The sequence below is a fragment of the Bradyrhizobium sp. CIAT3101 genome (assembly GCF_029714945.1).
GTDB lineage: Bacteria > Pseudomonadota > Alphaproteobacteria > Rhizobiales > Xanthobacteraceae > Bradyrhizobium.
The window spans coordinates 3,351,642-3,364,272 of record NZ_CP121634.1; the positions used below are offsets into that span (position 1 = coordinate 3,351,642).

The following is a 12,631-nucleotide window of genomic DNA, read 5'->3' on the forward strand; positions in this document are numbered from 1 at the left end:
TCCGCTGTGGGTCGTAACCTGGTAACCGGAGCACACCAAATACATGGATTTCAACAAAACACGGTACATCCCAATGAGCCGTCGGCGTCGCATTTATGAAGGCAAGGCAAAGGTTCTTTACGAAGGTCCGGAGCCCGGTACCCTGATCCAGCACTTCAAGGATGACGCCACCGCGTTCAATGCGAAGAAGCATCAGGTGATCGAGGGCAAGGGTGTCCTCAACAACCGGATCTCGGAGTACCTGTTTCAGCACCTCAACGACATCGGGGTGCCGACCCACTTCATTCGCCGCCTCAACATGCGCGAGCAGTTGATTCGCGAGGTCGAGATCGTGCCGCTGGAAGTGGTGGTGCGGAACGTTGCCGCCGGCTCGCTGTCGCAGCGCCTCGGCATCGAGGAGGGCACCCAGCTGCCCCGTTCGATCATCGAGTTCTATTACAAGAACGACCAGCTCAACGACCCCATGGTGTCGGAAGAGCACATCACCGCGTTCGGCTGGGCCACGCCCCAGGAGATCGATGACATCATGGCGCTCGCCATTCGCGTCAACGACTTCCTCACCGGCCTCTTCCTCGGTATCGGCATCCGCCTCGTCGACTTCAAGATGGAGTGCGGCCGGCTGTTCGAGAACGAGATGATGCGCATCATCGTCGCCGACGAGATCTCGCCGGACAGCTGCCGTCTCTGGGACATCAAGTCGAACGAGAAGCTCGACAAGGATCGCTTCCGCAGGGATCTCGGCGGCCTGCTCGAGGCCTATACCGAAGTCGCCAAGCGCCTCGGCATCCTCATGGAGAATGAGCGTCCGGTAGGTTCCGGTCCGGTGCTGGTGAAGAGCTGAGAGGAATTTGACGTGAAGGCACGTGTTACCGTTACCCTGAAGACGGGTATCCTCGATCCGCAGGGCAAGGCCATCGAAGGCGCGCTGAAGTCGCTCGGCGTCGACGGCGTCGCCAGCGTCCGCCAGGGCAAGGTGTTCGACATCGAGCTCGCCGGCGCCGACAAGGCCAAGGCGGAAGCCGCGTTGAAGGAAGCCGCCGACAAGCTGCTCGCCAACACCGTGATCGAGAACTATCGGGTCGAGCTGCTCTGATGAAAGCCGCCATCCTCGTCTTCCCCGGCATCAACCGCGAACGCGACATGGCGCGCGCGCTGAAGCTCATCTCGGGCCATGAGCCCGCGATGGTTTGGCACGCCGAGACCTCGCTGCCGGCAGGCACCGACCTCGTGGTCGTGCCCGGTGGCTTCTCCTACGGCGACTATTTGCGCTGTGGTGCGATTGCGGCGCGGGCGCCGGTGATGGATGCGGTGCGTGACTATGCGGCCAAGGGCGGCCTCGTGCTCGGCGTCTGCAACGGTTTCCAGATCCTCTGCGAGTCCGGCCTCCTGCCGGGCATTCTGATGCGCAATTCGCGGCTGAGGTTCATCTGCAAGGATGTTCACCTGCGAGTCGAGCGTTCGGATACGCCGTTCACGCGCGGCTATAATGCCGGCCAGGTCATTCGCGTGCCCGTCGCGCATGGCGAGGGCAATTATGCGGCCGACGAAGAGACGGTGAAGCGGTTGCTGGGCGAGGGGCGCGTGCTCTATCGCTATTGCTCCCCGGACGGCACGGTCGACGACCAGTCCAACATCAACGGTGCCGCGCATTCGATCGCCGGAATCGTCAATGACAAGGGCAACGTGCTCGGCATGATGCCGCATCCGGAAAACCACGTCGAAGACATCATGGGCTGCACCGATGGCCGCGGCCTGTTCGCGGGCCTCACCGCGCATCTGGAAAAGGCCGCGTGATCTCGTTCGTGTTGAAGCGCGCGTTCGCCGCGATTGCGGCGCTGTCGCTGACATCTGCCGCCTTCGCCCAGGATTTCCCCAAGCGTCCGATCACCATGATCGTGCCGTTCGCGGCCGGCGGCACCTCGGACGTGATCGCACGCACGGTGGCCGAGCAGATGGGCGTTGCGCTCGGCCAATCCATCGTGATCGAGAACGTTGCAGGCGCCGGCGGCTCGACCGCGCTGGCGCGTGCCTCCCGTTCCGAGCCTGATGGTTATACGATCGCGATCGGCAATGCCGGCACCAACGCCGCGACCTACACCATCTATCCGAAACTGCCGTTCACACCGGACTCCTTCGCGCCGATCGCCATGGTCGCCAAGACCTTCGGCATCATCGCGCTGCGCAAGGACTTTCCGGCGAAGGATCTGAAAGAGTTCATCGCCTACGCCAAGGCCAATCCGGGCAAGATCAACCTGGGACACGCCGGCGTCGGCTCGTCGAACTATCTCATCTGCAAGAGTTTTGTCACGGCCGCCGGTATCGACGCGACGCTGGTCGGCTATCGCGGTGCTTCGCCCGCGCTCACCGATGCGATCGGTAGCCAGATCGACGGCGTCTGCGACGCCGCAGCGTCCGTGTCGCAGTCGATCAACGAGAAGCTGGTGAGGGGGCTCGTGGTCGGCTCGACCGTGCGGCTCGCCACGCTGCCCGACCTGCCGACATCGGCCGAAGCCGGCCTGCCCGAGTTCGAGGCGCAGGGCTGGAACGGCCTGTTCGCGCCGAAGGGCACGCCGCCGGCCATCATCGCCAAGCTGAATGCTGCCGCGCGCACCGCGGTCGAGACCGACGCGGTGAAGAAGCGCTTTGCTGATCTCTCGACCGTCGCGCCCGATCCCGACGAGCACACGCCCGAGGTGCTGCAAAAACTCGTGACGCGCGACGTCGAGAAGTACCGGAAGATGCTGGCGGACGACGCCAAGCCGTAGGCGTCTCTCCCGCATTGGCGGGAGACGGCCTTACGCGGCTGAAGGGATCCGGGCGATGACCTTGATCTCGAAGTCGAACCCTGCGAGCCAATTCACTCCCACGGCCGTCCAGTTCGGATAGGGGGCGTCGCCGATCTCTGCGCTGCGGACGGCCATCACCGTATCGATCTGCTTGTCAGGATCGGTGTGGAACGTGGTGACGTCCACCACATCGCTGAGCGTGCATCCGGCAGCTGCGAGCACGGCGCGCAGATTGGCAAACGCACGCCGGACCTGATCCTCGAACACCGGCTCGGGTGAGCCGTCCTCGCGACTACCGACCTGGCCCGAAACGAAGAGCAAGTCACCGGATCGGATCGCCGGAGAATACCGATGCGCTTGGTAAAGCGCGTGGCGGTCAGCGGGGAAGATTGCCTCGCGTTGGAGCATGGCTTGAGCCTTTCGAAAGAAACTGTGGAGCTGGCGGCCGAATTGCCTTGCGGCGCCGGCCGTGACATTCTTCATATACGTTCCGTATGTGAGTGGGTATCGCTCACATACGAGGCGTATGTCAACTGAAAAGTGGAGCGAGCATGGTCGAGGGAAAGCGCGCCGCAGCCATGGCGGAAAATCGGGTCAAGCTCATCCGGGCCGCGCGCAAGGCGTTCGCTACGCAAGGTTATGCAGACGCGTCGATGGATGAGCTGACGGCCTCGGTCGGGCTGACGCGGGGCGCGCTCTATCACAATTTCGAAGACAAGAAGGGGCTGCTCTGGGCCGTCGTCGAGCAGATCGACGCCGAAATGGCGGAGCGGCTGCGCGCGATCCGCGAGCAGGCGCCCACCTTGTGGCAAGGCCTCCTCGCAGAGGGCAGTGCGTATATCGAAATGGCGCTCGATCCTGAAATTCAGCGCATCATGCTTCTGGATGGACCGGCCGTACTCGGTGATCCATCGAAATGGCCCGGCGAGAACGCCTGCCTGGACGTCACCATGCGAACGGTCCGTTCGCTGATCGACGAAAAGGTGGTGAAGCCCGTGGACGTTGAAGCGGCGGGGCGATTGCTGAACGGCGCCGCGCTCAGCGCTGCTTTATGGGTCGCCGCGGCCGACGATCCGAAAGCCGTACTGAACAAGGCCGTGGACGCGTTTCGACAGTTGGCGAGCGGATTGCTGCGCGATGCAGTCCGCAGCGCATGATGCAAATTCGCTCATGGACCTCCATCGTGTGACCCTCATAGAAAGACCAGCGATATCCAGGGCACGAAGGTGATCAGGAGCAGGCCCAGGAACAGCCAGGCGAGATAGATCCAGATCCGGCGCATGCCGGCATCGGGCGACACGCCGCCGATGGTGCAAGCGGCGTAGTAGCAGAGGCCGAACGGCGGCGCGAACAGGCCGAGGCCCATGGCGAGGATCACCACCATTGCATAGTGCACCTCGTTGATGCCGAACGTTGCGGCCACCGGGAACAGCAGCGGGCCAAACAGCACGATCGCCGGAATCCCCTCCAGCACGCTGCCGAGCACGATGAAGGCGATCACCGAGATCAGCAGGAAGCCGTAGGCGCCGCCGGGCACGCCGGCCATGCGCGCCGCCAGATCATGTGAGAAGCCGGATTGCGCCAGCGCCCAGGCCATCGCACTCGCAGCTCCCACGATGAACAGGATCGAGCCGGACAGCGAGGCGGTCTGCACCAGCATCGGCAGCACGTTCTTCCAGGCCAGGCTGCCGCGATAGACGATCAGGCCGAGCACGAGGCAGTAGGCGATGCCGATGGTCGAGACCTCGGTCGCGGTGGCATAACCCTCGACCACCGCGCTGCGGATCAGGAACGGCAACGCCAGCGCCGGCAATGCCGCCCACAACGTCTTCGCCACCACCGACATCGGCGCCCGCGCCACCTTGAGCGCGGCGTTCTCCTCCCCGCCCGCCCGGTAGCGCGCGACGAAAGCGAGCACGATCGCCAGCACGATGCCGGGCAGGATGCCGGCGGTGAACAGCGCCGCGATCGACACGCCGGTGACGGAGGCGATCGCGATCAGCACGATCGACGGCGGAATGGTCTCGCTCATCGCACCTGACGCCGCCAGCAGCGACACCAGCTCACCATCCTTCATGCCGCGCTTGCGCATCTCGGGAAACAGCACCGGCGCGATCGCCGCCATGTCGGCGGTCTTGGAGCCGGAGATGCCGGAGACCAGCAGCATGGCCCCTAACATCACATAGGATAGCCCGCCTCTGATATGGCCGAGCACCGACGCCAGGAACGCGACCATGACGCGCGCCATGCCGGTCTGCTCGACCAACTGCCCGAGCAGCACGAACAGCGGCACCGCGAGCAAAATGAGCGAGCTCATGCCCTCGTCGATCCGCCCGACCACGACCAGCAGCGGCGTCCGCGTGGTGGTGAGCAGGAAGGCGACGGTCGCCAGACAAAAGGAAAACGCGATCGGCACGCCGGCCATCACGGCGCAGCCGAGCAGGCCGACGAAGAAGATCAGCAGGTTCCAGTTGCCGAGCGGCTTCAGCGAGGGACCTGCGAGATAGAGTGCGCCTGCAATTGCCGCAAACAGGACGGTCACGGCAAGCAGGTCCTTCGCCGACCGCTTGACGAGGGTGAGGCAGATGCTGGCGAGCGCGATGACGCAACCGACGGGAATGGCGGCCGCGCGGATCATGCCGGACCAGCCAAGCGCCGGCGTCTCCACGAAGGCCTGGTCTTCGACATAGTCCAGCGCCGGATGCAGGATGATCGCGAGGAACAGCGCGACGGCGCCCGCGGCGAGCGTCGACGCCCAGGCCTCGACACGTGGCGACAGATACGAGGTGAAGAAGGTCAGGCGCATATGCGCCGAGCGCTGCACGGCGATCGCGCTGCCGAGCATCGCCAGCCACAGGAACAGGATGGAGGCGAGCTCGTCCGACCAGATGATTGGCCGATGAAAGATCCCGCGCGCCACGATGCCGGCGAACAGGATGATGACTTCGGCGACGACGGCGATCGCCGCGGGGATCTCCACCAGCCAGCGCAGCGACTGCTCCAGCCAGCGGCCGCGCAACGGCTGGGCCTTGCCGAGCGTCGCGGTTTCCGACATGTCGATCACTGCGCTCATGCCAGTGCTCCCGCCGCTGCCTCCAGCGTCTTCCAATTGTCTTCGCCGAACTTGCCGCGCCATTCCTTGTAGAAGCCGGCGGCCGACAGCTCCTTGCGGAACGCTTCCTTGTCGGAGGCCTCGAAGGTGATGCCCTTGGCGATCAGCTGGTCCTTGAGCGTCAGATTGAGTTTTGCGGTGTCCGCGCGCTGCTCCATCGCGGCCTGATCGAATTCCTTGCGGACCAGCGCCTGCAATTCGTCGGGCAGCGCTTTGACCGAGCGGCGGTTGCCGAGGATGAAGAACGGATCCCAGATATGGTTGGTCTCGGAGATGTACTTCTGCACCTCGTAGATCTTGCCGGCCTCGATGGTGACGAGGCCGTTCTCCTGGCCGTCGACGAGATGGGTTTGCAATGCCGTGTACAATTCATTGAAGTTGATCGAGGTTGGATTGGCGCCGAGCGACTTGAACAGCGAGGTGAAGATCGGCGACACCGGCACACGGATGCGGTAGCTGGCAAGATCGGCCGGCGTCTTGATCGGCTTGGTGAACGACGAAATCTGCCGGAACGTGTTGTCGGCGGGTTTGGCCATCACCAGTGCGCCGGTCTTCTCGATCTGCGTGGCGATCAGCTTGCCGAGGTCGCCGTCCATCGCATTCCAGACCTGGCCGTAGTCCGAGAACGCAAAGCCGACATTGGCGATGCCGGCGATCGGCGCCACCGTCGACAGGACGGAGCCGGCGATGTTGAGGAAATCGACGCCGCCGCTGCGGATCTGGGTCAAGAGGTCGGTGTCCGAGCCGAGCTGCGAGGCCGGGAAGAACTTGAGCTCCAGCCGGCCGCCACTCGCTTCCCTGATCCGTTTCACCGCCTGATCGAGGCGGGTGTTGATCGGCTGCGTCAGCGACTGGCCCGTGGCGAGCTTGTATTCGAACTCCGCGGCCTGCGCTGGCCTGGTGCGGATCGCGACCAGCGGCACGGCGGCAGCCGCGACCATGAAATTGCGGCGTGAAATCCTGTGGCTTTTGCCCGACATCTTTGGTCCTCCCTTGATGATCCCTGCGGCGCCTTGTCGGCGCACGTGTTCGTTGCCGCGCACAGGCCTTGCTGCGCCGGTCGTCAAAATCGCTGGAGCTGGTGAAAGGGCTTGAGCCTTGCGTTCCTTCCCCCGGGCGGACCGGCTGCTTGCGCGGTCCTGTTTCCTCTTTGGCACCCGTCTGTCGCGGGTTGCCTTGAGGTTGAAGCCTAGATCGCTGGTCATGCACGACAATTGAATTATATTCGCCGTCACTTTAGCTGGCCTAAAAGGTTTCCCGATGCAGATACCGTTCCGCGCCATCATCGTCTTCCACGCGGTGGCGCGCGCGGGCAGCATTTCCCGTGCGGCGGACGAATTGCGGGTGACGCCGTCGGCCGTCAGCCAGCAGATCCAGGCGCTGGAGCTGCATCTCGGCACGGCGCTGACGTCGCGGGTCGGGCGCAACATCACGCTGACGGAAGCCGGTGAGCGCTATTTCGAGATGATCAGCCGCGAGATCGAGCACGTCACCGACGTGACGCAGCACGTTCGCGGCATCCGTTCGGCGACCACATTGACGGTGCGTGCCGCGCCGAGCGTGTCGAGCAAATGGCTGCTGCCCCGGCTGGCAAGCTTCGTCGACGCCAATCCGGACATCGAATTGCGGCTCGACGGCACCAATGAGCCGACCGATTTCCGCAAGGAGAATGTCGACCTCGAGATCCGCCATGGCGAAGGCGGCTGGGCCGGCCTGTTCGTGGAAAGCCTCGGCAAGGAGCGATTCTTCCCGCTGTGCGCGCCTTCGTTTCTCGCGGAGGGCAGCCTCTCGGCCCAGGACCTGCTCAAGCACCGGCTGATCCATTCGGTGAAATCGCAGATGCAATGGCCGCGCTGGTTCATGGAGGCCGGCATCGAGCCTGCAGAGCGCTGGAAGCGCGTGCTGTTCGACCGCAGCCACATGGCGATCGACGCTGCCGTCGACGGGCTCGGCATCGGGCTGGAGAGCGAGCTGCTGGCTTGGCGCGAATTGCGCGACGGCCGCCTGGTCTGCCCGGTCAGGAATCCGCCGGAGGTCGTGCTGACCACGCAGTGGATCGTCTGCCCGCATGGCCATCTGCGCCACCGCAAGACCCGCACCTTCCTCGATTGGTTGCGCGGGGAACGCGATGCCTGGAGCGCACGGCAGGCTGTGTCGATTGTTTAGCGCGCCTACATCGTCGCGGCAGATAATCTGAATTGCCCTCGGATTCGGCGCTGCCTAACGTTTCGGTACAAGGCGAGCGCGGCCGGAGTTCACGGCTGCAACAACGCCGTCACCCGAGGAACGCTTGAGGAAATCCAGATGAATCTTCATCGCATGCTGCTGGAGCGCAAGGCGGCCGGCAGGCCCGTTACCATTGGCCTGATCGGCGCCGGAAAATTCGGCCTGATGTTCCTGTCGCAGGTGCGCCAGACCGACGGCATGCATCTCGTCGGCGTCGCCGACCTGAACACCTCGCGCGCCCGTTCCCAGCTCAAGCTCGGTTGCTGGCCCGAGGAACAATATGCGGCTGCTACGATCGACGATGCGCTCAAGCACGGCCGCACCATCGTCACCGACAACGCCGACGCGCTGATCACCCATCCTGCCATCGAGGTGATCATCGAGGCGACGGGCGATCCCGGCGCCGGCATCGGCTTCGCGATGAAGGCGATCGAGAACGGCAAGCACATTGTGATGGTCAATGTCGAGGCGGACGCTGTCGCAGGCCCGATCCTGGCGCGCAAGGCACGGCAGGCCGGCGTGGTCTATTCGCTGGCCTGGGGCGACCAGCCGGCACTGATCGCCGATCACGTCGATTGGGCACGTGCGGCCGGATTCAAGGTCGTCGCCGCCGGCAAGGGCACGCGCTATCACCCGACCTATCATCAGTCGACGCCGGATACGGTCTGGGACATCCTCGACAAATACATGAAGATCAAGGATCGCAACTCGATCAATCCGAAGATGTTCAACTCGTTCGTCGACGGCACCAAGTCGGGTATCGAGATGACCGCGGTGTGCAACGCGACCGGGTTGCATGCGCAGAGCGAAGGCTTGTCCTTCCCGCCGGCCACGCGCTTCGAGCACGCCGAAATCTGCAAGCCGAAATCCGACGGCGGCACGCTGGAGAGATCAGGCGTCACCGAGGTGACATCCTCGGTCTATCGCGACGGCACCGACGTGCCGCAGAGCCTCGTGATGGGCACCTATGTCGTGTTCGAGACCGACAGCGCCTATTCGGAGGAATGCTTCCGCGAATACAGCATGCTGCCGGACAAGACCGGCAAATATGCCTCGCTGTATCGGCCGATCCACATGATCGGGCTCGAGCTCGGCATCTCCGTGGCCTCCGCGGCGCTGCGCAAGGAGCCCACCGGCGCGCCGATCGTCTTCAACTCCGACGTGGTCGCGACCGCCAAGCGCAAGCTGAAGGCCGGCGAGATGCTCGACGGCGAGGGCGGCTTCTGCGTCTGGGGCAAGCAGACCCCGGCCGACGCGTCACTGAAGCAGGGCTATCTGCCGCTCGGCCTCGCCCACCATGTCAAGCTCAAGACCGACATCGAGCCGGGCCAGCGCCTGAAATGGGAAGACGTGGAGTACGATCCCAACAGTCTCGCCGTGCGGGTGCGCCGCGAGATGGAAGCGGCCTTCCGGCAGCCGAACGTCGCTGCTTGATTGGAGCAATGGGCGGTGACAACCGAAATTTTCCCTTGTCATCGCCAATGGCAGAGGCCCATCCGATCGGAATGCGCGAGTCCGCTTGCGCATTCGCGGTCAGTGTGACGAGCCGGCCGAGATAACCCCGGGCGAGGGCGTGCCAAACGGGAAGCTGCGAGGCTATGCGTTTGCCGGCACGGCCGGCTTCCGCTTCACCCGCTTGATCGTGCCGGAGAAGGTGAACAGCGGCCGCCCGGCCGAGGTCAGCTTGCCGCGCAGGAAGATCAGCGAGCCGCCGGCGCGGGACACTTCGCCGGTGCATTCGACCAGCTCGCCCTCGCGGGCTGCGTCGAGGAAATCGCAGGCGAAATTGGTCGTCACGGCCGGACCGTCCAGCTCGTGGGTGGCGATGGCGAACAGGCAATAGTCGGCGAAGGCCATGAAGCAGCCGCCATGGACGTTCCCGGAGCCGTTGAGGTGCTTTTTCTCGACCCGGAACGCCGAGCGGACGCTGCCGTCGTCCTCGACCTTGTGCCAGAACGGGCCGATATGGCTCTCAAAACTATCGCGAATCCAGGTCCGCCAGCCCTTGAACTCGCCCTCGGTGGCGACGTGCAGGTCGGGACGGCGGGTGGAGGGGACTTTGGTCAATTCGTGCAAGGAAATGGGCCTTCAATTACGGGTCTTTAGCCCTTAAATCCGATCCGTCAGCGCCTTGCAATTCCCGTTCCCGCCGACCCCGCTTGCAAAACGTGGGACAGCGGGAAAATGCCTCATAAAGGGCTTTTCGAGAGCCCCCGATGTTCCTAAGAACGGCCAAACGCCCGCCGAAAGCCCCGAATCCATGAAGAACGAACCCAAGATCACCCCCGAACTGGTTGCCGCCCACGGGCTCAAGCCCGACGAGTACGAGCGCATCCTGAAGCTGATCGGGCGGGAGCCGACCTTCACCGAGCTCGGCATCTTCTCGGCGATGTGGAACGAGCACTGCTCGTACAAATCCTCGCGCATCCACCTGAAGGGCCTGCCGACCAAGGCGCCCTGGGTGATCCAGGGTCCCGGCGAGAACGCCGGCGTGATCGACATCGGCGACGGCCAGGCCGTGGTCTTCAAGATGGAGAGCCACAACCATCCGAGCTACATCGAGCCCTACCAGGGCGCGACCACCGGCGTCGGCGGCATTTTGCGCGACGTCTTCACCATGGGCGCGCGCCCGATCGCCTGCCTCAACGCGCTGAGTTTTGGCGCGCCCGAGCATGCGAAAACTCGTCATCTCGTCTCCGGCGTCGTTGCCGGTGTCGGCGGCTACGGCAATTCCTTCGGCGTGCCGACGGTCGGCGGCCAGGTGCGCTTCCACACCCGCTATGACGGCAACATCCTCGTCAACGCGATGGCGGTCGGCCTCGCCGACGCCGACAAGATCTTCTATGCGGCCGCCTCCGGCGTGAACATGCCGATCGTCTATCTCGGCTCCAAGACCGGCCGCGACGGTATCCACGGCGCCTCGATGGCCTCGGCCGAATTCGACGACAAGTCCGAGGAGAAGCGCCCGACCGTGCAGGTCGGCGATCCCTTCGCCGAGAAACTGCTGCTCGAGGCCTGCCTCGAGATCATGGAGAAGGGCTGCGTCATCGCGATCCAGGACATGGGCGCGGCGGGCCTGACCTGCTCGGCGGTCGAGATGGGCGCCAAGGGCGACCTCGGCGTCGACCTCGATCTCGACGCGGTGCCGACCCGCGAGACCGGCATGAGCGCCTACGAGATGATGCTCTCGGAAAGCCAGGAGCGCATGCTCATGGTGCTCAAGCCCGAGAAGGAACAGGAAGCCGAGGCGATCTTCAAGAAATGGGGCCTCGATTTCGCCGTGGTCGGCTACACCACGCCGAGCAAGCGCTTCGTGGTCAAGCATGGCGGCGACGTCATGGCCGACCTGCCGATCAAGGAGCTCGGCGACGAGGCGCCGCTCTATGACCGTCCGCATGTCCCTTCCGCCGCGCTGCCGACCGTGCATGCGCGCGAAGTGCCGGCGCCGATGGGCGTAGGTAGCGCGCTGGAGAAGCTGATCGGCACGCCCGATATGTGCAGCAAGCGCTGGGTATGGGAGCAGTACGACCACGTCATCCTCGGCAACACCATGCAGCGCCCCGGCGGCGACGCCGCCGTCGTGCGCGTGCAGGACGGGCCGAAGGGGCTGGCGCTGACCGTCGACGTCACGCCGCGCTATTGCGAGGCCGATCCGTTCGAGGGCGGCAAGCAGGCGGTGGCGGAAGCCTGGCGCAACATCACCGCTGTCGGCGGCAAGCCGCTCGCGATCACCGACAACCTCAATTTCGGCAATCCTGAGCGGCCCGAGATCATGGGCCAGTTCGTCGGTTGCCTGAAGGGCATCTCGGAAGCCTGCCGCACGCTCGACTTCCCGGTCGTGTCCGGCAACGTCTCGCTCTACAACGAGACCAACGGCCGCGCGATCCTGCCGACGCCCTCGATCGGCGGCGTCGGCCTGCTCGACGATTTCACCAAGTCTGCATCGCTCGCCTTCAAGGCCGAGGGCGAGGCGATCCTGCTGGTCGGCGACACCCATGGCTGGCTCGGCCAGTCCGTCTACCTGCGCGACATCTGCGGTCGCGAGGAGGGCGCACCGCCGCCGGTCGATCTTGCGGCCGAGAAGCGCAACGGCGACTGCGTGCGCGGCATGATCCATGCGGGCACTGCGACCGCCGTGCACGATCTCTCCGACGGTGGCCTGCTGATTGCGCTCGCCGAAATGGCGATGGCTGGTGGCATCGGTGCAAAGCTGCTGGCGGCGCCGACGTCGCTGGTCTCGCATGCCTATTGGTTCGGCGAGGACCAGGCGCGCTATCTCGTCACCGTGCCGGAAACGGAAGCCGGCCGGGTGCTCGCCAAGATGCGCGGCTGCGAGGTGCCCTGCGTGCGCATCGGCACCACCGGTGGCGATACGATCTCGATCGCAGGCGAGACGCCCGTGTCGATCGACGCACTGAAGACGTCGCACGAGCGCTGGTTGCCGGATTATATGGGGGGCAAGGCGGCGTAAGGCACCGCCACAACTTCAGTCCCGTAGCCCGGATGG

At 64.6% G+C, this 12,631-nt stretch carries 12 protein-coding genes; 8 read left to right on the forward strand and 4 right to left on the reverse strand.

The features are described 5' to 3' along the window. Window positions 1-73 precede the first annotated feature (73 nt). Genes purC through QA645_RS15645 form a run of 4 tightly spaced genes read left to right on the forward strand, consistent with a single transcriptional unit; the run spans window position 74 to window position 2,765 of the window. Window positions 74-841, forward strand: coding sequence for a phosphoribosylaminoimidazolesuccinocarboxamide synthase (gene purC, locus QA645_RS15630; RefSeq protein ID WP_208866972.1), 768 nt, complete (start codon window positions 74-76; stop codon window positions 839-841). Window positions 842-853: 12 nt separating this feature from the next. Then, window positions 854-1,093 carry a phosphoribosylformylglycinamidine synthase subunit PurS gene (purS, locus tag QA645_RS15635; RefSeq protein WP_235545190.1) on the forward strand — a complete coding sequence of 80 codons (240 nt, stop codon included), beginning with the start codon at window positions 854-856 and terminating at the stop codon, window positions 1,091-1,093. Next, on the forward strand, window positions 1,093-1,794 hold the full coding sequence (gene purQ, locus QA645_RS15640) for a phosphoribosylformylglycinamidine synthase subunit PurQ (RefSeq protein ID WP_254132511.1): 702 nt from the start codon (window positions 1,093-1,095) through the stop codon (window positions 1,792-1,794). Before purS ends, purQ begins: the two co-directional genes overlap by 1 nt. Next, window positions 1,791-2,765, forward strand: a complete 975-nt coding sequence (locus tag QA645_RS15645) for a tripartite tricarboxylate transporter substrate binding protein BugD (RefSeq protein ID WP_254194431.1) — start codon at window positions 1,791-1,793, stop codon at window positions 2,763-2,765. Before purQ ends, QA645_RS15645 begins: the two co-directional genes overlap by 4 nt. A gap of 30 nt (window positions 2,766-2,795) precedes the next feature. On the opposite strand, the gene QA645_RS15650 is transcribed toward QA645_RS15645, so the two are convergent. Beyond that, on the reverse strand, window positions 2,796-3,194 hold the full coding sequence (locus QA645_RS15650; protein ID WP_254196284.1) for a RidA family protein: 399 nt from the start codon (window positions 3,192-3,194) through the stop codon (window positions 2,796-2,798). A gap of 143 nt (window positions 3,195-3,337) precedes the next feature. On the opposite strand from QA645_RS15650, the gene QA645_RS15655 reads away from it, so the two are divergent. Then, window positions 3,338-3,943 (forward strand): TetR/AcrR family transcriptional regulator, encoded by a 606-nt coding sequence (locus tag QA645_RS15655; RefSeq protein ID WP_283051323.1) that lies wholly within the window; start codon window positions 3,338-3,340, stop codon window positions 3,941-3,943. A gap of 35 nt (window positions 3,944-3,978) precedes the next feature. On the opposite strand, the gene QA645_RS15660 is transcribed toward QA645_RS15655, so the two are convergent. Beyond that, on the reverse strand, window positions 3,979-5,841 hold the full coding sequence (locus QA645_RS15660; RefSeq protein ID WP_283053211.1) for a TRAP transporter large permease subunit: 1,863 nt from the start codon (window positions 5,839-5,841) through the stop codon (window positions 3,979-3,981). A gap of 14 nt (window positions 5,842-5,855) precedes the next feature. Next, on the reverse strand, window positions 5,856-6,878 hold the full coding sequence (locus QA645_RS15665) for a TRAP transporter substrate-binding protein (protein WP_283051324.1): 1,023 nt from the start codon (window positions 6,876-6,878) through the stop codon (window positions 5,856-5,858). 280 nt (window positions 6,879-7,158) lie between these two features. Between QA645_RS15665 and QA645_RS15670 the strand changes: the two genes are divergently transcribed. Together QA645_RS15670 and QA645_RS15675 are read left to right on the forward strand one after the other, a co-directional pair. Then, the gene (locus tag QA645_RS15670; RefSeq protein ID WP_283051327.1) at window positions 7,159-8,064 is read left to right on the forward strand and encodes a LysR substrate-binding domain-containing protein; all 906 of its coding nucleotides are present in this window, start codon (window positions 7,159-7,161) and stop codon (window positions 8,062-8,064) included. A 138-nt stretch (window positions 8,065-8,202) separates the two neighbouring features. Next, window positions 8,203-9,558: a Gfo/Idh/MocA family oxidoreductase gene (locus QA645_RS15675; protein ID WP_283051333.1), complete on the forward strand. Its 1,356-nt coding sequence runs from the start codon at window positions 8,203-8,205 to the stop codon at window positions 9,556-9,558. 162 nt (window positions 9,559-9,720) lie between these two features. On the opposite strand, the gene QA645_RS15680 is transcribed toward QA645_RS15675, so the two are convergent. Next, window positions 9,721-10,200, reverse strand: coding sequence for a PaaI family thioesterase (locus QA645_RS15680; protein WP_283051335.1), 480 nt, complete (start codon window positions 10,198-10,200; stop codon window positions 9,721-9,723). 184 nt (window positions 10,201-10,384) lie between these two features. Between QA645_RS15680 and purL the strand changes: the two genes are divergently transcribed. Continuing rightward, window positions 10,385-12,595, forward strand: a complete 2,211-nt coding sequence (purL, locus tag QA645_RS15685) for a phosphoribosylformylglycinamidine synthase subunit PurL (protein ID WP_283051337.1) — start codon at window positions 10,385-10,387, stop codon at window positions 12,593-12,595. The last annotated feature ends 36 nt before the right edge of the window (window positions 12,596-12,631 follow it).

Excerpts from the sequence above, each read along its gene's own strand:
- purC (WP_208866972.1), top strand. The coding sequence starts at position 74 with ATGAGCCGTCGGCGTCGCATTTATGAAGGCAAGGCAAAGGTTCTTTAC.
- purQ (WP_254132511.1), top strand. The coding sequence starts at position 1,093 with ATGAAAGCCGCCATCCTCGTCTTCCCCGGCATCAACCGCGAACGCGAC.
- QA645_RS15650 (WP_254196284.1), bottom strand. The coding sequence starts at position 3,194 with ATGCTCCAACGCGAGGCAATCTTCCCCGCTGACCGCCACGCGCTTTAC.
- QA645_RS15655 (WP_283051323.1), top strand. The coding sequence starts at position 3,338 with ATGGTCGAGGGAAAGCGCGCCGCAGCCATGGCGGAAAATCGGGTCAAG.
- QA645_RS15660 (WP_283053211.1), bottom strand. The coding sequence starts at position 5,841 with ATGTCGGAAACCGCGACGCTCGGCAAGGCCCAGCCGTTGCGCGGCCGC.
- QA645_RS15665 (WP_283051324.1), bottom strand. The coding sequence starts at position 6,878 with ATGTCGGGCAAAAGCCACAGGATTTCACGCCGCAATTTCATGGTCGCG.
- QA645_RS15670 (WP_283051327.1), top strand. The coding sequence starts at position 7,159 with ATGCAGATACCGTTCCGCGCCATCATCGTCTTCCACGCGGTGGCGCGC.
- QA645_RS15675 (WP_283051333.1), top strand. The coding sequence starts at position 8,203 with ATGAATCTTCATCGCATGCTGCTGGAGCGCAAGGCGGCCGGCAGGCCC.
- purL (WP_283051337.1), top strand. The coding sequence starts at position 10,385 with ATGAAGAACGAACCCAAGATCACCCCCGAACTGGTTGCCGCCCACGGG.